This is a genomic window from Mesorhizobium sp. ES1-6 (assembly GCF_020164775.1).
In the GTDB taxonomy this organism is placed as follows: domain Bacteria; phylum Pseudomonadota; class Alphaproteobacteria; order Rhizobiales; family Rhizobiaceae; genus Mesorhizobium.
The window spans coordinates 802,284-821,942 of the sequence record NZ_JAIUGU010000001.1; the positions used below are offsets into that span (position 1 = coordinate 802,284).

A 19,659-nucleotide genomic window follows, 5' to 3' on the forward strand; every position below is an offset into this window, starting at 1 on the left:
GCTTCGCGCGACCAAAGGGAATCATCCCTGACCGCATGCGGCGGGCTGCAAGACAAGCTTCCACATGAAAAAGTCAGTCATATGAATGTAGCCGTACGAAAAAGCCGGCGCGGCCTTGGGCCGCGCCGGCTTTGAAGAAGTCGATCGAGGTCTAGCGCGATACGAAGCAGTTGCCGCCCGCGGCCTTGTAGCTGGTGCACAAATTGATGGCATCGTTGCGCGACTGGGCGGGAACGCGGACCCGGTAGAACGTGCCCTTGCCGGCAATCTCGGCCTTGACGATGTTGGCCGTGCGGCCGGAAAGCACGCTGCCATAGCGGCGCTGCAGATCCTGGTAGGTCGACTGGGCGCTATCCACCGTCGGCTGCGAAGCGATCTGTATCGACCACGAACCGTTGCCGGTCGCGGTCGAGGCCGGATCAATGGACGCGACCTGATCGGGCTTGACTTCGCCGACCACGTCGACCGGCTGGTCGGACGGACGCTGCGGCGCGATCGCAACCTTGGGCGGCGTGTTGGCCGACTGCGCCTTGGCTTCAGCCTTGGCGGGCTTGGCGGCGGGCTTCAGGGCCGGCTCGTCGTCGGCCTGCGCGGCGGCGGGCGCCACGGTGCCAGTCTGGTCGGTGCCAGTCTGGTCGGCTCCAGTCTGGTCGGCTCCAGTCTGGTCGGCTCCGGCAGGCGCGACATGCTGTGGCGCCGGATCGGTCGGCTCGGCCGCGGCCACCTGCGGTGCCGCCGGGGCCGGATCCTCGCGCGCCACCAGCGAGCCGTCGGACTTGACCACCATGGTCCTGACCTTGCGCGGCGCAACGGCAATGACATCGTTGTTGTTGCCCTTGTCGGCGTCCTGCAGGACCTGCGCGATGCGATCCTCCGACTTCGGCGCTGGCGCCGCGGTGTCGGCCGGGGCCGCGCCTGCGGTCGAAGCATCCCCACCGCCATCCGTACCGGCGGCGGCGTTCTGGTCGGCGGAAAGATCGACGGCGCGCGCCGGGTCCTTCGCCTGCACGTCCACCGGTTCCTCGATGTTGGTGACGAGCTTCTGCTGGACCGGCTCGGCCGGCTTAGCGCCCTTGACCACCGCGTCATAAACCTTGTTGTCCTGGTTCGGCACCACGGTGCCGCCCGGGTTTTCCGGCTTGACCTTGATCGGCGAATTGTCAGCCTTGACGATCACCGGAGCTTCGCTGCCGCCCTTGCCGCCGAAAGACAGCGCAAAGGCACCAAGGCCGCCAGCGACCGCGACCGCACCGACAATCGCGGCAATGAACAGACCGCGCCGGCCCGACGGCCTGGCGGCTTCCCGCTCGCCCAGGCCCGGAACCGACATCGCTTCGTCCAGTTCGGGATCGTAGTCGAGTTCGTCGACGGCAAAATCGTCCGCCTGCGAAACCGGCTGGCTGCCGGGCAGGTTGTCGAGATCGAAACCTTCGGCGGCGTCGGCATAGCCCGAGGCCGACGCGCGGGCAGGCGTTTCCGCCGGCCGTGCCGCATAGGTCCGCGCTTCCGGCTGATAGGTCGGCCTGGGCTCTTCGTATGCCCGATTGTCCTCATATCCCGGATTGGCCTGGCCATATCCCGGATTGGCCTGGCCATATCCCGGATTGGCCTGGCCATATCCCGGATTGGCCTGGTCGTATCCCGGATTGGCCGCGCCATATCCCGAATTGAACCCGGCATTGTAGGATTCATCGGCATAGGCGGCGTTGCCGGCAGGCGCAGGCGCGACCTCGACCGAATTCATCTCGGTCAGAAGGCTGGCGAATTCGGCATCGAGATCGTCATAACCGGCTGCCGCCGGCTCATCCTCCTCGAAATGCAATTCCGGAATGTCGAGATCGTCAGCCAGCGCCACGACGCGCTCCGGCACATCGACCGTCTCGACATCGGGCATCTCTTCATAGGGTGAGGGCTGCCGCGCCTGCGGTGCCGAAGCGGGAGCCATATAGGGGGCAGCCGCAACCGGCTCGGCCGAACGGTAGGAGGGCAAGGTCGCCACTTCCGGTACCGCCGTCCTCGCCGCGACAGGTTGCGCGGCAAATGACGGCTGTTGCGGAACGGGTGTCACGCGGCTCCAGGAACGGGCCGGCTCCGACGGTGCGGAGCGATCCGCCAGCCAATCGAGCGAATCGGGTTGATCCTGGCGGGACGCCGTTTCGTCACGCGGATCGATATCCTTGGCCATCGCGGCGTCGAACGCATCATTGTCGAAATCGACATTGCCTTGTTCAGCGGCATCCGAGCCGAAATCCCGATCCTGAAGCTCATCGAGCAGCAGGTCGTCGAGGTCGGCGTCGGCGGCACGGATAGGATCGGAGTGATGCACATCCTCGGATACGGGCTCTTCGAGGTCCCAGTCGAGCTCACCGACAAGATCGGCGGGCTCATCCGCGGTCTTTGCAGTCGCGGCGAGAGGCGGTTGAACGAGCGCGGCGGCCGGCTGCTGGGTCGCGACGGGCTGAGCCATGGCTGGCTCTTTGGCCGACGGCAGCGTGCGTGCGGTCATGGCGCCGAGAAGCGCGTTCAACTCGTCTTCGAGGCTTCGTTCGTCCGCTACGGGGGCTTGCGGCGGCGCGATGCTTGCCACGGGCGCTGCCGGCTGCGCGGGGGCCGCGGCGATTTCGGCAACGGGCTCCTCGGCAGGCTCGGCAAACGCCTCGTCCAGATTCAAGTCGAAAGCGTCATCCGAAACGGCTTCGGCGCCTGGAATCTCGTCCTGCGTCTCGAAGCCATCGGCAAGCAACTCGTGCGCCGGTTCCTCATCGAAAGCGACCGGTTCATCCGCTCGAACGTCAAAATCCATGTCGACGTCGGCCATGGCATCGTCGAAGTGGCCGACGAAATCCTCATCGGAGATCGCCTGGGTTTCATTCGCGGCGGCCTGCACCGGTTCAGCATATTCGACAGCGGCCGCATGGCGCTGATCAATGGAATGGTCGTCGAGCATCAACTCGTCTTCGAGTGAGATCGCGACGGCGTCGTCAAATTCATCATCGGAGGCCGGCCCGACGGCAGGCGGCGCCTCGACAACCGCAGCCTCGGCAACGGCGTGCCGGGTCTCGGCGGCCTCGTCCTCGATATGGAAATCCCGGTCGAGCGAGGCGGCGAGCTCGTCCTCCATCGGCAGATCGTCGTCAAAAGGCGAAACGCCCTCGAGCGAACTGGCGACGGCATTGTCGAAATCGCCGTCGAAGGCAGGCTCGACGGATGGCACGGCTTGCGCTGCGCCGGCGTTGGCATGGCTGGCAACGGCCGCATGGTCGTCGACATCAGTCAAGTCCAGGTGGAAATCATCGTCGAGCGACAACGCAAGATCGTCGTCCGCAACATCGACGGCCACAGGCTCGAATGCCGGCTCATGAGCTTCGACAAGCGGAGCGGCCACGCTGTCGGAAGCGTCGAATTCGCCCATCAGTTCCTTTTCGAGGTCGATGTCGAAATCGCTCTCTCCCGCGGATGGACCGGTGACATCGGCTTTCGGCTGGGCCGGCGCCTTGACCGGCTGGCGTGGGTCGAATCCCATGATCCTGGTCAGTTCCGCGAACGGATCATCGTCGGCGATGTCGTTGTTGTCGGCTACTCTCAGCTGGGTTCTGTCTGCCATTATTGTTCCCGAACTCGCACTCATTCGGACGCCATGGACGTCGCGCAGGGTTGGCCCTTACCAGCGCAATGTGGGCAAAAGGTGACAGGTTTTTTAGTCAAACCTAACGCATTTCGGTGGGCGCGGCGGCTCCGATCAACGTCAGGCCGGACGTCAACACGTCCGAAACAGCCTGCACCAGCCCTAGTCTGGCATGCGTCAATTGTCGGTCGTTAACCTTAACAAAACGTAAGTCCGGATTATCCGTGCCACGGTTCCAGTGCCCATGGAAACTGGAAGCCAGATCATAGAGATAAAATGCCAGCCGATGCGGCTCGAGCGCAAGGGCCGCGGACTCGATCAGGCGCGGATATTCCGCAAGCTTCCTGATCAGCCCGATTTCACCTTCATCGGTCAGCGACCTTGCCGCGGCCGCCAGGCTGTTGCGGTCGAAATTCGCCTCCCCCAACTGTTCGCTCGCCTGCCGGAACACCGAATGGCAGCGCGCCGAGGCGTACTGGACGTAAAACACCGGATTGTCCTTGGACTGCTCGGTCACCTTGGCGAAGTCGAAGTCGAGCGGCGCATCGCTCTTGCGGTAAAGCATCATGAAGCGGATCGCATCGCGTCCGACTTCTTCCACCACTTCGCGCAGCGTCACGAAATCGCCGGACCGCTTCGACATCCGCACCGGCTCGCCTTCGCGAAACAGCTTCACCAGGTTGCACAGCAAAACGGTGAGCTTGACCTCGTCGCCGGCAATCGCCCGGGCCAAGGCTTCCAAGCGCTTGACGTAGCCGCCATGGTCGGCGCCAAGCACATAGATCAGGTCGACAAAGCCGCGATCGACCTTGTCCTTCAGATACGCCACATCGGCGGCGAAATAGGTGAACGCGCCATCGGACTTGACCAGCGCCCGGTCCATGTCGTCGCCGACGGCGGTCGAGCGGAACAGCGTCTGTTCGCGGTCTTCCCAGTCGTCAGGCTTCTCGCCCTTGGGCGGCGGCAGCTTGCCCTTGTAGATATGGCCCTTCAGCGTCAGGTCGTTGATCGCCGAGCGGATCTTCCGGGCATTGTCGGCGTGCAGCGTGCGTTCTGAAAAGAAGACGTCGTGGTGCACGTTGAGCAACGCCAGATCCTCGCGGATCATCGCCATCATCGCATCGATGGTGCGGTCCTTGACGATGGCCAGCGCCTCGTCGTCCGGCATCTGCAGCAAGGAACGACCGAACTCCCTGACCAGGGCCTCGCCGACGGAGACAAGATAGTCACCGGGATAAAGCCCCGCCGGAATCTCGCCGATATCTTCTCCAAGCGCTTCGCGGTAGCGCAGCATCGCCGAGCGCCCAAGCACGTCGATCTGGGAGCCGGCGTCGTTGATGACATATTCCTTGGTCACGTCGTAACCGGCGAACGCCATCAGATTGGCGAGCGCGTCACCAACGACGGCACCCCGACAATGGCCGACGTGCATCGGTCCGGTCGGGTTGGCCGAGACATATTCGACGTTGGTCTTGCGGCTGGCGCCGATCGTCGAGCGGCCGTAGTTGCGCCCCTCGCCCAGAAGCGCCGACAGATGCGCCTGCCAGAAGCCGTCCTTGAGCCTGAGATTGACGAAACCGGGACCGGCCACCTCGGCGGCGGCGACATCATTGTCGGTCCGCAGCGCTTCCGCCAATTTCTCGGCCAGCGCACGCGGGTTCTGGCCGGTTGGCTTGGCCAGCACCATAGCCGCATTGGTCGCGAGGTCGCCATGGCTGGCGTCGCGCGGCGGCTCGACCGCGATGCGCGACAGATCAGGCGAAACGCCGTCCTTGTCTTTCAGGTCGAGCGCTTCGACAGCCTTTACGACTCGCGCGGTGAAATCGGCGAAGATGTTCATTGTGTGCTCTGGCGGCTTTACGACGAATCCAGCCCTTTGGCCGGCAAATCGAGCCCGCCCTAGCTCAAATCCGGGGTGCGGTCAAACAAACGCCTGTGTTCCTTGAGGGCATAGGTGTCGGTCATGCCGGCCAGGAAATCGGCGACGCTGCGCGCCTTGATGCGATCCTCTGCCCGGTCCAACCCTTCGCGCCAGCCGTCCGGCATGGCGCGCGGGTCGGCGAAATAGGCGTCGAACAGGTCCCTGACGATCTGCTCGGCGTCCGCACGTACCCGCATCACCTCCTCGTGCCGGTAGAGATGCTTGTAGAGAAAGGCCTTCAGTTCCTTCTCGGCTTGCGCCATCTCGGCCGAAAAGGTCACCATCGTCTCGCCCGCCGCCCTCACCGCGTCGGCGCTTCCTGGGTTGACACGCTCCAGATTGGCGGTCGTCGACTTGATCACATCCTCGACCATGGCCGTGATCTGGCGCCGCATCAGTTCGTGGCCGGTGCGCACGTCGTCGAGCCTGGGATAGCGCTCGCGCACCCCCTTCAGGATCGTTCCGGGCAGAGAAACGGCCTTCAGCATGTCCAGCGTCAGCAGTCCTGCCCGCAGCCCATCGTCGATGTCATGCGTGTTGTAGGCGATATCGTCGGCGATCGCCGCGCACTGCGCCTCGATGCCGGCGAACCGATCGAGCTCGAGATCCTGCAATTGCGAATAGTCGCGGATCGCCTGCGGGACCGGCCCCTTCAGGCCCTTGCCATTGCCGTCGGTGAGCGGACCATTATGCTTGACCAGGCCTTCCAGCGTCTCCCAGCTCAGATTGAGCCCATCGAACTCGGCGTAGCGCGCCTCCAAGCGTGTCACGATGCGCAGCGATTGTGCGTTGTGGTCGAAGCCGCCCCACGCCGCCATCTTCTCGTTCAACGCGTCCTCGCCTGTGTGGCCAAAGGGCGTGTGGCCGAAATCATGCACCAGCGCCACCGCCTCGGCGAGATCCTCGTCGCCGCGCAGCGCCCGCGCCAATGCACGCGCGATCTGCGCCACTTCGATCGAATGGGTGAGCCTGGTGCGGTAGTGGTCGCCTTCATGGGCGATGAAGACCTGCGTCTTGTGCTTCAGCCGCCGAAACGCTGTCGAATGGATGATCCGGTCGCGGTCGCGCTGGAACGGCGTACGGGTCGGACTTTCGACCTCGTCGAACAGCCGGCCGCGCGAGCGCGCCGGATCGGTGGCGTAGGCCGCGCGCGGCCGATAGCCGAATCCGATGTCGCCAAGCTCATTTGTCATGGCTGATGCCGCCGCAGTTGACTTGCCCCGTCGCGCTTCATACCTATCATGTGAAACCGAAAGCAAGGTGACGCCCATGGGCGCTGATGCCAAGACCGCCATGAAAGTCGAGATGACCGAGGCCGCCGCCAAGCGGATCGCCAGGATTGTTTCGGCCGAAGCCGGCAAGACGGCGCTACGCGTTTCCGTCGAAGGCGGCGGCTGCTCCGGATTCTCCTACAAATTCGATCTGGTCGATATGCGCAATGACGACGACGTCGCCATCGAGAAGGACGGCGCCACGGTGCTGATCGACGATCTGTCCCTGGTCTATATGGGCGGCTCGGTGATCGACTTCGTCGACGATCTGATGGGCCAGTCCTTCCAGATCAGGAACCCGAACGCGGTTGCCTCCTGCGGCTGCGGCACCAGTTTTTCCATCTAGCGATATCGTTATGGCTATAATCGGCGCGGTCCGTCAGATCGCGCTATCGGCCGGGCGCGATCTCGACATCACCCTCGCCTTCTGGCGCGACGTGCTCGGCATGGGCGTGCATGCACGCTACGATCCGCCCGGCATCGCCTTCATCATGGCTGGCGACGTCAGGCTGCTGTTCACCGACGGCATCCCGGCCGGCATCGTCTATCTCGACATAGCGGGCCTCGAAGCCTTCCACGCCAAGGCAAAAGCCGCGGGCGTTCCGTTCACCGCACCGCCTGCTCTCGTCCATCGCGACACCGAGGGCCAGTTCGGTCCGGCGGGGGAAAGCGAATGGATGGCCTTTCTAAAGGACCCGGCAGGCAATACGATCGGTTTAGTCGAACGACTTGCCCCGGAAGAAGACTGAGGTCGCCATGAAAATCGTCACCTGGAACATCAACGGCGTGCGCGCCCGCATCGGCAACCTCACCCATTGGCTGACCGAAAGCGCGCCCGACATCGTCTGCCTGCAGGAGATCAAGACGGTCGACGAGCAGTTCCCGCGCGCCGAGATCGAGGCGCTTGGCTACAATGTCGAGACCCATGGTCAGAAAGGTTTCAACGGTGTCGCGCTGCTGTCGAAGCTTCCTTTCGACGAGGTCATCAGAGGCCTGCCGGGCGACGACACCGACGAACAGGCACGTTTCATCGAAGGCGTGTTCTCGACCGACAAGGGTGCGCTGCGCGTCGCCTCGCTCTATCTGCCAAACGGCAACCCGATCGATGACGAGAAGAAGTTTCCCTACAAGCTGTCCTGGATGGCGCGGCTGGAGCGCTGGGCGCAGGAGCGCCTGAGGCTGGAAGAGGCGCTGGTGCTGGCCGGGGACTACAATGTCATCCCCGAGCCGATCGACGCGCGGTTCCCGGAAAACTGGTTGGGCGACGCGCTCTTCCAGCCGCAAACACGGCAGGCCTTCCGGCGGCTGCTCAATCTCGGCTTCACCGAAGCCGTGCGCGCGGTCACCGATTCGCCCGACACCTACACGTTCTGGGACTACCAGGCCGGTGCCTGGCAGAAGAACAACGGCATCCGCATCGACCACCTGCTGCTGTCGCCGGAAGCCGCGAACCGGTTCTCGTCGGCCTCGATCGAAAAACATGTGCGCGCCTGGGAAAAACCGTCCGATCACGTCCCGGTGGCGATCGACCTTGCCCTGCAGCCGGCCTGACGCAGCCCCTTCTGCCGCCGAATGACCGGACCTCGTGTCGCCACAATCGGGCGCATGATGGGAAATCATCATGGCGGCGGCCGGGGTTCCCATGACCATTCGATTTTCGCTTTATCCGATCGGCCTGGCATTCGCCACGGCCGCGATCGTGCCGGCCTTCGCCGCGCCGGAATGTCTTGCCAATGGAAAATCCTATCCGGTCGGCCAGGTCGCCTGTCTGACGGTTGCCGACCAAAGTCATCTGGCGCGCTGCGACATGGTGCTCAACAACACGTCCTGGACGAAGGTTGGGGATAGCTGCCCGTCAAACACCATGGCGCCGCACCTGCATGTCAGGCCGATCTCGACACCAGCGCCGAGCATGGTGCCGACGGAGCCGACCGAAAACTGATTTTCCTGAGATCGTCTCGTCGGCAAGCAACAGACGAGGCCTGGAACGCCAGCGCTGCCCCGCCGGGAATTTCTCCCGGCCGTTCAGCCCTACTGATCGGCGTTGTTGCCCTTGGTCAGGATATCGTCGGCTAGCGAGATAGCGGTGCGGCGGTCGGCCTCGCCGGCGGCGGCGAAAGCCTCTTCCTGCATGCCGCGAATCCAGGGCTGATCGGTCGGCGACGCGCGCTCAAGGGCCGCGGTCATCATCGCCAGGCCGCGCACGATCTTGCCGCTCTGGAACAGCAAATGGCCAAGCGTCGCCTGCGCGCCGGCATGGCCCTTCTCGGCGGCGAGCTGGAACCAGCGCCCGGCCTGCTTGACGCTGGCCTTCACGCCGCCCTCGCCCTTCAGGAACATCTGCCCCATCTCGAACTGGGCGTTCGGATTACGGTAGTTGGCGGCGGCGCGCATGTAGTATTCCTGCGCCGCCACCTCGTTCTCGGTGACCGGGCTGCCGGGAATGCCCGTGCGCAGATAGTCGCCCAGCGCCACCAGCGCGTCGGAGACATAGCTTTCTTCCGGCGAGCCGGGCTCGACGTCCTGGTCGACGATCTCCGAGAAGAACTTGAACGCCTCATAGTCGTCGCGGGCCACGCCGTCGCCCTCGGCATACATGCGGGCAAGCTTCCAGGTGGCGCCGATCTGGCCGTTCTCGGCGGCATATTTGTAGGCCTCGGCGGCCTGCTCCTTATGGCCGCTCTTATAGGCGGAGAACCCGAACTGGAACACCGCCCAGGGGCTCGACTGCGGCTTCACCCCGGTCTTGTCGTCGAACACCTTGTCGTCGAAGGCCATGGCCTGGCCCACGGCGCCAAAGATCGCGACCGCGACCAGTGCCGGCAGGACAGATGACCTCAACAACTCTGGTGTTGACCTCAACAACTCAGATATCCGCATAGCAGTGTGTTTCTTGCGCACCGCCCGGATGGGTGACCGCGCCATCCCTGGCGGACCCTACCGTCTGTGCGTATTTCCATATCGCGCCCGACTGATAGTCGGTCGTGCGCGCCTTCCATGTCTTGGCCCGCGCCGAGAACTCGCTCTGCGACAGCGCCACCTCGATCGTGCCGTTCACCGCGTCGATCGTGATCACGTCGCCATCCCGGAGGAGACCGATCGGGCCGCCAACCGCTGCTTCCGGGCCGACATGGCCGATGCAGAAGCCGCGCGTCGCGCCGGAGAAACGGCCGTCGGTGATCAGCGCCACCTTCCCTCCCATGCCCTGGCCGTAGAGTGCCGCCGTGGTCGACAGCATCTCGCGCATGCCAGGACCGCCGCGCGGCCCTTCATAGCGGATGACCAGAACCTCGCCTTCCCGATAGGCGCGGTTCGTCACCGCCTCGAAACATTCCTCTTCCGAATCGAAGCAGCGCGCCGGGCCGGAGAATTTCAACTCCGCCATGCCCGCGACCTTCACGATCGCGCCTTCTGGGGCAAGGTTTCCCTTCAACCCCACGACACCGCCGGTTTGGGTAATGGGTCTGTTGGCCGGGCGGACCACGTCTTGATGCTCATTCCACGCAACGTGCTGCATGTTTTCGGCCAAAGTACGGCCAGTGACCGTCAGGCAATCGCCATGCAGATAACCATGGTCGAGCAGCGTCTTCATCAGCAGCGGAATGCCGCCGGCCTCGAACATATCCTTGGCGACATATTTGCCGCCCGGCTTGAGGTCGGCGATGTAAGGCGTCTTCTCGAAGATGCGCGCGACGTCGAACAGGTCGAACTTGATCCCCGCCTCATGGGCGATCGCCGGCAGATGCAGCGCGGCATTGGTCGAGCCGCCGGTGGCCGAAACCACGGTCGCCGCATTCTCCAGCGCCTTCAGCGTGACGATGTCGCGCGGCCGGATGTTCTTCGCGATCAGCTCCATGATCTTTTCGCCGGAGGCGAAATTGAAACGGTCGCGCATTTCGTAAGGCGCCGGCGCGCCGCAGGAATAGGGCAGAGCCAAGCCGATCGCCTCGGCGACAGTGGCCATGGTATTGGCGGTGAACTGGGCACCGCACGAACCGGCCGAGGGACAGGCCGCCTGCTCGATTTCGAGCAGTTCGGCATCACCGATCGTGCCGACCGAGTGCTGGCCGACCGCCTCGAACACATCCTGCACGGTGATCTGGCGGCCGCGATAGCTGCCGGGCAGGATCGAACCGCCATAGATGAAGATCGACGGCACGTTGAGCCGCACCATGGCCATCATCATGCCGGGCAGCGACTTGTCGCAGCCGGCGAGGCCGACCAGCGCGTCGTAGCAATGGCCGCGCATGGTGAGCTCGACCGAATCGGCGATGACCTCGCGCGATACCAGCGAGGACTTCATGCCCTGGTGGCCCATGGCGATGCCGTCGGTGACGGTGATGGTGCAGAATTCGCGCGGCGTGCCGTTGGCGGCTGCCACGCCCTTCTTGACCACCTGCGCCTGGCGCATCAGCGATATGTTGCAGGGTGCTGCTTCGTTCCAGCAGGAGGCGACGCCGACCAGCGGCTGCGCGATTTCGGCCGCCGACAGGCCCATGGCATAGAGATAGGACCGGTGCGGCGCACGTGCCGGACCGACAGTCACATGGCGGCTAGGGAGCTTAGCCTTTGAAATGACCTTGGCGTCCATTCTCTTCCTTGCCGCGGGCGGTGCGGCCTGCCTCATCGCCGAGCCTTTTGGCGCGTGTCCCGAGACAAGTTCGAGGTGCGCCGGGTTTATGGCGGGAAATGGGCAATTTCCCCGGCCTGACTTCTAGCGCGGGGGTTGTTCAGAAAGTGTTGCCAAAACGTCACATTCGCACGAGGCGCAACCGGCCCGGCGTATGGATTTCGCAGGTCGGATGACGGGCTCGCCGGCAGTCCCCGCCTAAACGAAAAAGGCCGGGCATCGCCCGGCCTTTTTCGAAGCATTTTCACAGTCTTAGAATTTGATCTTGAGACCGCCGGAAATCGCCGTGACCAGATCGTTGCCAAAGTCGTAGCTGACGTCGGTGCCGGCTGGATAACCATTGGCATCAACTACCACTCCGGAATGGCCGCTGGTCAGCACCCCGATTGCTCCCGCCAGACGGAGTTCGATGTTGGGTCGCGGCGTATAGGCGACACCCCCGCCCAACGTCCATGTATCGGTCTGGTCGCCATAGCCGTGCGACGTGCCACGATCCCAGGAGATTTGCGCGGCACCGCTCCACTGCTCGTTGAACTGATGGCCAATGCCGCCGGTGACCGTCCAGCCATCACGATACATCAGGTCGAGCGAGGTTAGCCTGACCGGGTATGGAGAAACCGTCGTGCATCCGAAGGCCTTGGTCTCCGACGAGCAAATCGGAACACTCTGCAGCACACTCCAGTTGACCCATTTGACCGAACCGAAAGCTAGCCAGCCCGGCGCGATGCCGGACTGCAGTTTCAATTCCAATGAATCCGGCATCGACTGGGTTGGACCATAGATGTCCGCCACGCTGCCGCCGATGTTCAGAGTGCCCGAAATATTATCGAGCTTGACCTGTGAGTTGTAGACAAGGCTGGCGCGCAACGCGATATCGGGGATCTCGTAGGCGATGCCGGCTCGCCAGCCCCAACCGCTGCTGGTCAGATCCACACGACCAAGCGTCGTGCCAAGAAGCGGGCTGGCGTAGCTTTCCTTGAAGCCGTAGACCTCCTGGTAGAAGACACCGCCGATGAAACGAAGCTGTCCTTTGCCAGCATCCATCTTGTAGGAGCAGGTTCCTGCATAGTTGTTGCTTTTGATTTGAGTGTTGGTGTTGGAATAGGAGCCGTTCCAGATACCCGGGTTTGAACTTGCGCCCCAGGGCTGCGAATAGTCCAGCATACAGTCGACGCCATGGCCAAGCGCTGCCTTGACCCCGACGTAAGGCACCCAGTACCCCTCGGTGTTGCGAGCAGTGCTCTTGCCCGTCAGGCCGCCGCCTGATGTGTCCACCGCGTTCTTGAGGTCGCGTTGTGGCATCACATAAGTCGCCCCCACATCCGACGCGAACGGTGCCGGATCAAACAAAAGGTCGATGTCGTAGCCGCCACGCTCCAGGCCGCCGGCATGGGCTGCGTTCATCGCGGTGCCAATCACGGCGAGGGAAAAACACCCCGCCCCTACCAGTGCTTTCAGACGCGACTTGTCCATGAGTCCCTCCCCAAATCGAGTACAACCCAAGCAAGAACCAATTTGCATGGGTTACGCAACTGCGATTTCAAGAGGCGTACATGTACAAATACTGCGGATGAATTCTGCCCCGATGACGCCGAGGCCCACAGCCTGCCGAAAAGCGCCGTTTCGCGTGCAGCTCGCTTGGAAGAAACTAGAAAATGGTGCCGGACCGTCCCGAAACGCGGCAATCTGGCGGTCAATCGCCCCGATGTTACATTATGGCAACAATCGGCTGAAAAACTTCCGTTTACGTCAACGGAACTATGTGCATGAAAGCTAATATTCCATCCGCAGCCAATCCAACACCCGCAAGGCTGTTCTATCTGCGGGATGGAACGGATCGTCAAACAAGAAAGGCCGGGCAAATACCCGGCCATTCTTGCGAAATATGTTGGACGTCTGGATTACCACTTGATGCTGTAACCGCCCGAGACCGCGTAACCCCAGTCGCCCTGGACAGTACGATCGAATATCGGGCCATATTTGGTTTCCGACACCGACGCCAGGTAAATGGCAGCAACGCCCAGGCGAAGTTCGCCGCCCAGTTTGTCCTTCATCGAAACACCGGTGCCGATGGTATAGCTGTCACCGGTCAAATCCCAACCCGTGCTGACACCCCGGTCATAGGTCGCAAAGACGGTTCCGGAAAACTGATCGTTGAATTTGTGGCCAATGCCGCCTGTGACGGTCCACCCATCGCGCCAGAAATATTGATTGCCGTTGGTCAATCCTAGGGCCGGCACATTGAGGATAAGCTGCTCAGTGACAGACCAATCCGTCCACTTCACGCTACCATAAGCGAGCCAGCCCGGAGCAATACCGGTTTGCGCCTTGAACTCCACGCTCTGTGGAAAATTCGCCTTGCCCGTGGCGGAGCCAGCAGGAAAGCCAAAATAAGTCGCCGAACCGCTGGCATTGATGTCTACTCCGGAGCGATACATCAACTGCGTGCGGAGCGCGATCTCCGGAATCTCGTACGCGATGCCTGCACGCCAGCCGAAATTGCTGTCGTGCAATGAAACGCCGAGCCTCGAATTGGAAGTGCCAAGCGGAGCTCCCGCAACGAGATTATAGTCGGTGGTTTCATTGTAGACGCCACCAATGATCCAGATACGTCCCTTGCTGAGATCGAACTTCAACCCGCAAGTGGCGCCGTACTCATACATGGTGAAGTCTTCATTCAACTTGCCGAGCGTACCGCTTGAACGCGACCATGTCGCGTTGCCGCCAAATGATTGCGTAAGAGTACCTGCGCACGACAGGCTATCCGAGAGCTTGAATTTAACCGCGGCCGAGGGGATCACATAGCTGTCGGAGAAATTCTCTCCGACCAGATACGGATTGGCCACGTTGGTCGAATACTTTCTGGTCGGCGCGACGTAGGTCACGCTCGTACGCATGTTGAAATTGCCATCCTCGAAAAGGATATCGGTATCGGCCGTGCCGCGCGAGAACCCGCCAGCGTGTGCCGAACCCATCAAGGCCACCGAAAAGCACCCTGCCCCCAGCAGTGCTTTCAGACGCAAATTGTTCATGGATGTCCTCCCCGAATAACTAGTGGTTCAAGCTAGAACCAATTCAGGTTAACGGCGCAACAACGAATTCCAGGGCGTACATGTACATGTCCGCTAAACGCATTTTCGACAAAATGCAGAGGGACCGGCCCAAGCTCAAAAAGGGCCTGATGCCCACTCAGCCAAGCGAAAAAATATACAAAAAAGGCCCGAAAAGGCTCCAAAACAGCGGTTTTAGGGGAAACAGGCCCCATTGTTACATTATGGCAACAATGGGGCAAAAACTTCCGTTTACGTCAAAATTAACGCAACGGAATGCCGATTTTCGAGGCGAAAGACCACCCATTTTAGAGGGCGCTAAAGTCTCGCGAATCTGCTCTTCAGCCGGCGTCACGTACCCTGGTCAATGCCACCGAAAGCTTGTCTTGGGCGTCGCGATACTCGGCCAGCTTTTCGCGTTCGGCCTCGACGACCTCGGCCGGCGCACTGGCGACGAACCGTTCGTTGGACAGCTTCTTGTGCAGGCGCGCGATTTCCTCGGTCACCTTGACCAGTTCCTTCTGCAGCCGCGCGGCCTCCGCGGTGAGGTCGATCAGGCTGCCAAGCGGCAGGCAGATCGTCGCCTCGTTGAGCACGATCTGCGCAGAACCCTTGGGTGCCGCATCGGCGAGCGAGACGTCGCCGACACGCGCCAGCCGCTTGATCGCCGAGTCCTCGCGAGCCAGCCGTTCGCGGGTCACCGCGTTGGCCCCGACCACGACCAGCGGCGCTATTGCCGCCGGCGGCACATTCATCTCCGAGCGCACCGAGCGGATGCCTGAGACGAGGTCGACCAGCCAGTTGATGTCGGCGGCCGCCTCGGCGTCCTCGAAATCCGGCGACGGCCAGGCGGCATGGCACAGCAGCGAGGCGCGTTCCCTGCCCTCACCCGCCGTCTGCGCCCACAGCTCCTCGGTCATGAATGGCATCATCGGATGCAACAGCTTGTAGATCTCGTCGAGCACGAAAGCGACGCAGGCGCGGCTCTCGGCCTTGGCCGCCTCGTCCGTACCCATGAACACCGGCTTCAGCAATTCCAGATACCAGTCGCAGAACAGGTTCCAGACAAAGCGATAGGCGGCTCCCGCCGCCTCGTTGAAGCGGTATGAGGTGATGCCGTCGGTGACCTCGCGCGCGGCGCGTGTCAGCTCGGTCAGGATCCAGCGATTGACCGCGAGCTTTGCGTCGTTCAGCCAGAAATCGTCATTGCGCGCGACTTCGTTCATCTCGGCGAAGCGCGTGGCGTTCCACAGCTTGGTGCCAAAATTGCGATAGCCGGCGATGCGCGCCGGGTCGAGTTTCACGTCGCGTCCCTGCGCCGCCATCACGGTCAGCGTGAAGCGCAGCGCATCGGCGCCATATTCGTCGATCAGGTCGAGCGGATCGATGACGTTGCCTTTCGACTTCGACATCTTGGCGCCGTTCTTGTCGCGCACCAGCGCATGCACATAGACGGTGTGGAACGGCTCCTCGTCCATGAAGTGAAGCCCCATCATCATCATGCGGGCGACCCAGAAGAAGATGATGTCGAAGCCGGTCACCAGCACGTCGGTCTGGTAGTAGGTCTTCAGTTCCGGCGTCTGGTCCGGCCAGCCGAGCGTCGAGAACGGCCAAAGCGCCGACGAGAACCAGGTGTCGAGCACGTCTTCGTCGCGCGTCAGGATCTCGCCCGGCTTGAAATTCTCCAGCTTGTCCTCGACCCAGGCCTTCCAGGGGCCTTCGAGCGCCAGATAATATTCGATCGCCGCGCCCAGCGCCTCTTCCTCGGACTTCTCGACAAAGACGCGCCCGTCCGGTCCGTACCAGGCCGGGATCTGATGCCCCCACCACAGCTGGCGCGAAATACACCAGGGCTGGATATTCTCCATCCAGTCGAAATAGGTCTTCTCCCAGTTCTTAGGCACGAAATTGGTGCGCCCCTCACGCACCGAGGCGATCGCCGGCTTGGCCAGTTCCGCCGCGTTGGCGTACCACTGCTCTGTCAGGTACGGCTCGATCGGCACACCGCCGCGGTCGCCATGCGGCACGGCATGGCGATGCGGCTCGACCTTTTCGAGGAAGCCGCCGGCCTCCATCAGCTCGACGATCTTCTTGCGCGCGACGAAACGGTCGAGACCGTCGAGCTCGTCCCAGACAGCCTGGCGCTCCGGCGTCACATCGAGACCGGCGAGGAAGTCCTCATTATCCCGGAGCTTGATGGCGGCTTCGACGGTCAGGATGTTGATCGCCGGCAGCTTGTGGCGCTTGCCGACCTCGAAGTCGTTGAAATCATGCGCCGGCGTGATCTTGACCGCACCCGACCCCTTTTCGGGGTCGGAATACTCGTCCGCCACGACGGGGATCTTGCGCCCGACGATCGGCAGGACGACATTCTTGCCGATGAGATGCTGGAACCGCTCGTCGCCGGGATGAACAGCGACAGCCGTATCGCCAAGCATCGTCTCGGGGCGCGTCGTCGCCACGACGATGAAGGTCTTCGGGTTTTCCGGATCGAAGGCCGCGCCTTCGATTGGATAGCGGAAATGCCAGAGATTGCCGTTGACCTCCTGCTGCTCGACCTCGAGGTCGGAGATCGCGGTCAACAGTTTCGGGTCCCAGTTCACAAGGCGCTTGTCCTTGTAGATCAGCCCTTGCTTGTAGAGCGTGACGAACACTTCGAGCACGGCCTTGGACAGGCCCTCGTCCATGGTGAAGCGTTCACGCGACCAGTCGGCGGAGGCGCCGAGGCGCTTCAGCTGGTTGAAGATCAACCCACCCGATTCAGCCTTCCACTCCCACACCTTCTCGATGAATTCCTCGCGCGTGAGGTCGCGGCGATGGATCTGCTTTTCCATCAGCCGGCGTTCGACCACCATCTGCGTGGCGATGCCGGCATGGTCCATGCCGGGCTGCCACAGCACGTTCTTGCCACGCATACGCTCGAAGCGAACCAGGATGTCCTGCAGCGTGTTGTTGAGCGCATGGCCCATATGCAGCGACCCGGTGACGTTGGGCGGCGGAATGACGATGGTGAAGGCCTCGGCCCCCTCCTCGGCGCCGGCGCCGGCGCGAAACGCGTCGGCTTCCTTCCACACCTTGGCGATCTTCGGCTCGACGGTTTTTGCGTCGTAGGTCTTTTCAAGCATGGGAAAACGGTCCGCGCTGTCGGGAATTTTGCTGGTTCGGTGTAAATCGGAAGGTCTTGGCCAAGTCAACCGCGAGGGCAGCCTGGGATCATGAGAAGCAAATAGGCGTGCCGGCGCTCATTTCAACGAATGTCCTGGCGCGAGGCACTCGCAGCTTGACCGCCGGGCGTCATGGCCATACCGTACAGGCGCTGCTGTAGGGCGCATCGGCTTCCGGCCGGAGGGGCATTGCCCGCCTACGCCACCTCAACCCCACAAATGCGCCCATGCAGACCCTCGAACACCACAAGAAACAGGCCAAGCTCTATCTGAAATGGCACCGCGAGCGGTACTATCCCGTCGCCGCCGTGATCGGATGGCTCTTGCCGCGTTTTCACGGTCTCAGCGACAGCCAAATCCTCGATCACGGTTTCAAGCTTGCCGATGCCCAGGAACTTGTCGCCAGGAAGTCAGGTTTCGAAAGCTGGGAGGCGCTGAAGGGAGGCCTTCAAGCCGTGACAGATCATGCGGCAACAGACGCCGCAAAACCGCATCTTGCCTTTGCCGAGCCACAGCTCTTTGTCCGCGACATCGTAACGGCCTGTAATTTCTACCGGCAAAAGCTCGGCTTCGAGACGCGCTTCACCTATGGTGAGCCGCCCTTCTACGCCCAAATCATCCGCGACGGCGCACGGCTCAACCTGCGTCATGTCGACGACAAGCCTCCACTTGCCGCCAGTTCGGCCGATGACCTGCTGGCGGCAACGATCGTTGTCGACAACATTAAGGCTCTGTTTCTGGAATATCAGGCAGCCACGTCCCCGTTCCACCAGACATTGCGGACTGAACCCTGGGGCGCCCGCACGTTCATCGTGAAGGACCCCGACGGCAACCTCATCTGCTTCGCGACCAGCGCGGGCTGATCTCATCGACAAAAACGCCGCCTCATGGGCGGCGTTTCGAGAGTGGTCGTTGGCGGAGATTACTGCGCCCCGCGCGCCACGCGCTCGATTTCCTCGCGCACCAGCCTTTCGACCAGCGTCGGCAGATTGTTATCCAGCCAATCCTGCAGCATCGGCCGCAGCATTTCTTCGGCCATCTCGTCAAATGTCTTCTTGCCGCGGCTGGCAAAGGCGTCGGACAGTTCGCCGAAGGCGGCCGCGACCTGCCGGCCGGTATGTTCGGAAACAATCGCGGGACGCACCGCGTGCGCTTCGTTTGCCGCCGCACGCGCCTGGGCCGTGCCCGTTGGAGCATCGCTTGACGAAGACCGCTCGATCGCGGGTTCCGCCGCCGGCTCGCTCGCCGACACCTCCGGCTGGGGCACTGGCTTGCGGATGCTCCGGTCCGGCATCGCCTTGGCTTGCTCGCCAACGGCCGCGATCTCGCGACGCCAGTCGGCGACGACGGCTTCGCTTGTCGCAACCTCCGCGGCAGCCGCCGGCGCGTCGCGGCTGGCGGCAGGCGCTGGCTCCGCGGCGACCCGGGCGCTGACCTCGGCCAGCGTTGTCGGCGTCCTGCCCAAAGCCGGATCGGCACGCGGCGGCACTTCCATGCGTGCGATCTCCGGCCGTACGGCCGGCGCCTGGACTTCAGCCATCACCGCCGATTTCCCGACCTCGGGGGCGGCATGCAGTTCGGCGCGGAACGCATCGATGTCGGCGGCGGCAACAGCACTCGGTGCGGGCTCCAGGTCCTGCCGCAACTCATCGGCCCGCGACTCTTCGGCGTCGCCGGGCTGCTTGCGGCCGCTGTCGCTGTCTTCGATAATCCTCCTGATGGAAGCCAGTATCTCTTCCATGGAAGGTTCGCGCTGCGCGCTGCTTGCCGTTGCCATCGTCACATCCGCCGCCCTTGTGACCCGTTGCAGGTTTTCCGCTCCGGCAAGAGCCGGATTCGAATCATGACGGCAGCGTAACCGACGGATCGCCGCACGAGAATCCCCAATCTGGGGACATGTGGGATTTCAACAGATTAGAGCGATTCCGCCAAAGTCGTATGACGGCTCCCCGTCAGCACTCGACACAAGGCCAGCGGCAGCCGGGCGTGCCCGATTGA

General features: G+C 62.6%; 14 protein-coding genes. 5 read left to right on the top strand and 9 right to left on the bottom strand.

Annotated features, from left to right (window positions below):
* Positions 1-151 precede the first annotated feature (151 nt).
* The 3 genes from LB564_RS04090 to LB564_RS04100 form a co-directional block, all read right to left on the bottom strand.
* Positions 152-3,604, bottom strand: a complete 3,453-nt coding sequence (locus tag LB564_RS04090) for an SPOR domain-containing protein (RefSeq protein WP_224535131.1) — start codon at positions 3,602-3,604, stop codon at positions 152-154.
* A gap of 103 nt (positions 3,605-3,707) precedes the next feature.
* The gene (gene argS / locus LB564_RS04095; RefSeq protein ID WP_224535133.1) at positions 3,708-5,465 is read right to left on the bottom strand and encodes an arginine--tRNA ligase; all 1,758 of its coding nucleotides are present in this window, start codon (positions 5,463-5,465) and stop codon (positions 3,708-3,710) included.
* A gap of 59 nt (positions 5,466-5,524) precedes the next feature.
* The gene (locus tag LB564_RS04100) at positions 5,525-6,739 is read right to left on the bottom strand and encodes a deoxyguanosinetriphosphate triphosphohydrolase (protein ID WP_224535135.1); all 1,215 of its coding nucleotides are present in this window, start codon (positions 6,737-6,739) and stop codon (positions 5,525-5,527) included.
* Between the two features lie 76 nt (positions 6,740-6,815).
* On the opposite strand from LB564_RS04100, the gene erpA reads away from it, so the two are divergent.
* From erpA to LB564_RS04120, 4 genes are all read left to right on the top strand, one after another.
* Positions 6,816-7,163, top strand: a complete 348-nt coding sequence (gene erpA / locus LB564_RS04105) for an iron-sulfur cluster insertion protein ErpA (RefSeq protein ID WP_224535137.1) — start codon at positions 6,816-6,818, stop codon at positions 7,161-7,163.
* Positions 7,164-7,173: 10 nt separating this feature from the next.
* The gene (locus LB564_RS04110; protein ID WP_224535139.1) at positions 7,174-7,566 is read left to right on the top strand and encodes a VOC family protein; all 393 of its coding nucleotides are present in this window, start codon (positions 7,174-7,176) and stop codon (positions 7,564-7,566) included.
* A 7-nt stretch (positions 7,567-7,573) separates the two neighbouring features.
* Positions 7,574-8,368: an exodeoxyribonuclease III gene (xth, locus tag LB564_RS04115; RefSeq protein WP_224535140.1), complete on the top strand. Its 795-nt coding sequence runs from the start codon at positions 7,574-7,576 to the stop codon at positions 8,366-8,368.
* A gap of 91 nt (positions 8,369-8,459) precedes the next feature.
* Complete coding sequence (locus tag LB564_RS04120; protein ID WP_224535142.1) at positions 8,460-8,759, top strand: hypothetical protein; 300 nt, start codon at positions 8,460-8,462, stop codon at positions 8,757-8,759.
* Between the two features lie 89 nt (positions 8,760-8,848).
* Here LB564_RS04120 and LB564_RS04125 read toward each other — a convergent pair whose 3' ends face one another.
* From LB564_RS04125 to LB564_RS04145, 5 genes are all read right to left on the bottom strand, one after another.
* A complete protein-coding gene (locus tag LB564_RS04125) occupies positions 8,849-9,697 on the bottom strand; it encodes a tetratricopeptide repeat protein (protein ID WP_224535144.1) in 849 nt (282 codons plus the stop codon).
* On the bottom strand, positions 9,684-11,408 hold the full coding sequence (gene ilvD / locus LB564_RS04130) for a dihydroxy-acid dehydratase (RefSeq protein WP_224535146.1): 1,725 nt from the start codon (positions 11,406-11,408) through the stop codon (positions 9,684-9,686). Before ilvD ends, LB564_RS04125 begins: the two co-directional genes overlap by 14 nt.
* A 291-nt stretch (positions 11,409-11,699) precedes the next feature.
* A complete protein-coding gene (locus tag LB564_RS04135) occupies positions 11,700-12,920 on the bottom strand; it encodes an OmpP1/FadL family transporter (RefSeq protein WP_140701623.1) in 1,221 nt (406 codons plus the stop codon).
* A 428-nt stretch (positions 12,921-13,348) separates the two neighbouring features.
* Positions 13,349-14,479: an outer membrane protein transport protein gene (locus LB564_RS04140; protein ID WP_140701624.1), complete on the bottom strand. Its 1,131-nt coding sequence runs from the start codon at positions 14,477-14,479 to the stop codon at positions 13,349-13,351.
* A gap of 359 nt (positions 14,480-14,838) precedes the next feature.
* Positions 14,839-17,622 (bottom strand): valine--tRNA ligase, encoded by a 2,784-nt coding sequence (locus LB564_RS04145; RefSeq protein WP_224535148.1) that lies wholly within the window; start codon positions 17,620-17,622, stop codon positions 14,839-14,841.
* 266 nt (positions 17,623-17,888) lie between these two features.
* Between LB564_RS04145 and LB564_RS04150 the strand changes: the two genes are divergently transcribed.
* Positions 17,889-18,524 carry a bleomycin resistance protein gene (locus tag LB564_RS04150; protein ID WP_224535150.1) on the top strand — a complete coding sequence of 212 codons (636 nt, stop codon included), beginning with the start codon at positions 17,889-17,891 and terminating at the stop codon, positions 18,522-18,524.
* 59 nt (positions 18,525-18,583) lie between these two features.
* Here the strand turns inward: LB564_RS04150 and LB564_RS04155 are convergent, their stop codons facing one another.
* Entirely contained in the window at positions 18,584-19,438 is an 855-nt protein-coding gene (locus LB564_RS04155; RefSeq protein ID WP_224535152.1) for a PopZ family protein, read from the bottom strand.
* Positions 19,439-19,659: the final 221 nt, after the last annotated feature.

What these genes read in the sequence shown, in the direction of transcription:
- LB564_RS04155 (WP_224535152.1), bottom strand. Translation starts at nt 19,438, where the DNA reads ATGGCAACGGCAAGCAGCGCGCAGCGCGAACCTTCCATGGAAGAGATA.
- xth (WP_224535140.1), top strand. Translation starts at nt 7,574, where the DNA reads ATGAAAATCGTCACCTGGAACATCAACGGCGTGCGCGCCCGCATCGGC.
- LB564_RS04125 (WP_224535144.1), bottom strand. Translation starts at nt 9,697, where the DNA reads ATGCGGATATCTGAGTTGTTGAGGTCAACACCAGAGTTGTTGAGGTCA.
- erpA (WP_224535137.1), top strand. Translation starts at nt 6,816, where the DNA reads ATGGGCGCTGATGCCAAGACCGCCATGAAAGTCGAGATGACCGAGGCC.
- LB564_RS04135 (WP_140701623.1), bottom strand. Translation starts at nt 12,920, where the DNA reads ATGGACAAGTCGCGTCTGAAAGCACTGGTAGGGGCGGGGTGTTTTTCC.
- ilvD (WP_224535146.1), bottom strand. Translation starts at nt 11,408, where the DNA reads ATGGACGCCAAGGTCATTTCAAAGGCTAAGCTCCCTAGCCGCCATGTG.
- LB564_RS04090 (WP_224535131.1), bottom strand. Translation starts at nt 3,604, where the DNA reads ATGGCAGACAGAACCCAGCTGAGAGTAGCCGACAACAACGACATCGCC.
- LB564_RS04120 (WP_224535142.1), top strand. Translation starts at nt 8,460, where the DNA reads ATGACCATTCGATTTTCGCTTTATCCGATCGGCCTGGCATTCGCCACG.
- argS (WP_224535133.1), bottom strand. Translation starts at nt 5,465, where the DNA reads ATGAACATCTTCGCCGATTTCACCGCGCGAGTCGTAAAGGCTGTCGAA.
- LB564_RS04150 (WP_224535150.1), top strand. Translation starts at nt 17,889, where the DNA reads ATGCAGACCCTCGAACACCACAAGAAACAGGCCAAGCTCTATCTGAAA.
- LB564_RS04145 (WP_224535148.1), bottom strand. Translation starts at nt 17,622, where the DNA reads ATGCTTGAAAAGACCTACGACGCAAAAACCGTCGAGCCGAAGATCGCC.
- LB564_RS04100 (WP_224535135.1), bottom strand. Translation starts at nt 6,739, where the DNA reads ATGACAAATGAGCTTGGCGACATCGGATTCGGCTATCGGCCGCGCGCG.
- LB564_RS04140 (WP_140701624.1), bottom strand. Translation starts at nt 14,479, where the DNA reads ATGAACAATTTGCGTCTGAAAGCACTGCTGGGGGCAGGGTGCTTTTCG.
- LB564_RS04110 (WP_224535139.1), top strand. Translation starts at nt 7,174, where the DNA reads ATGGCTATAATCGGCGCGGTCCGTCAGATCGCGCTATCGGCCGGGCGC.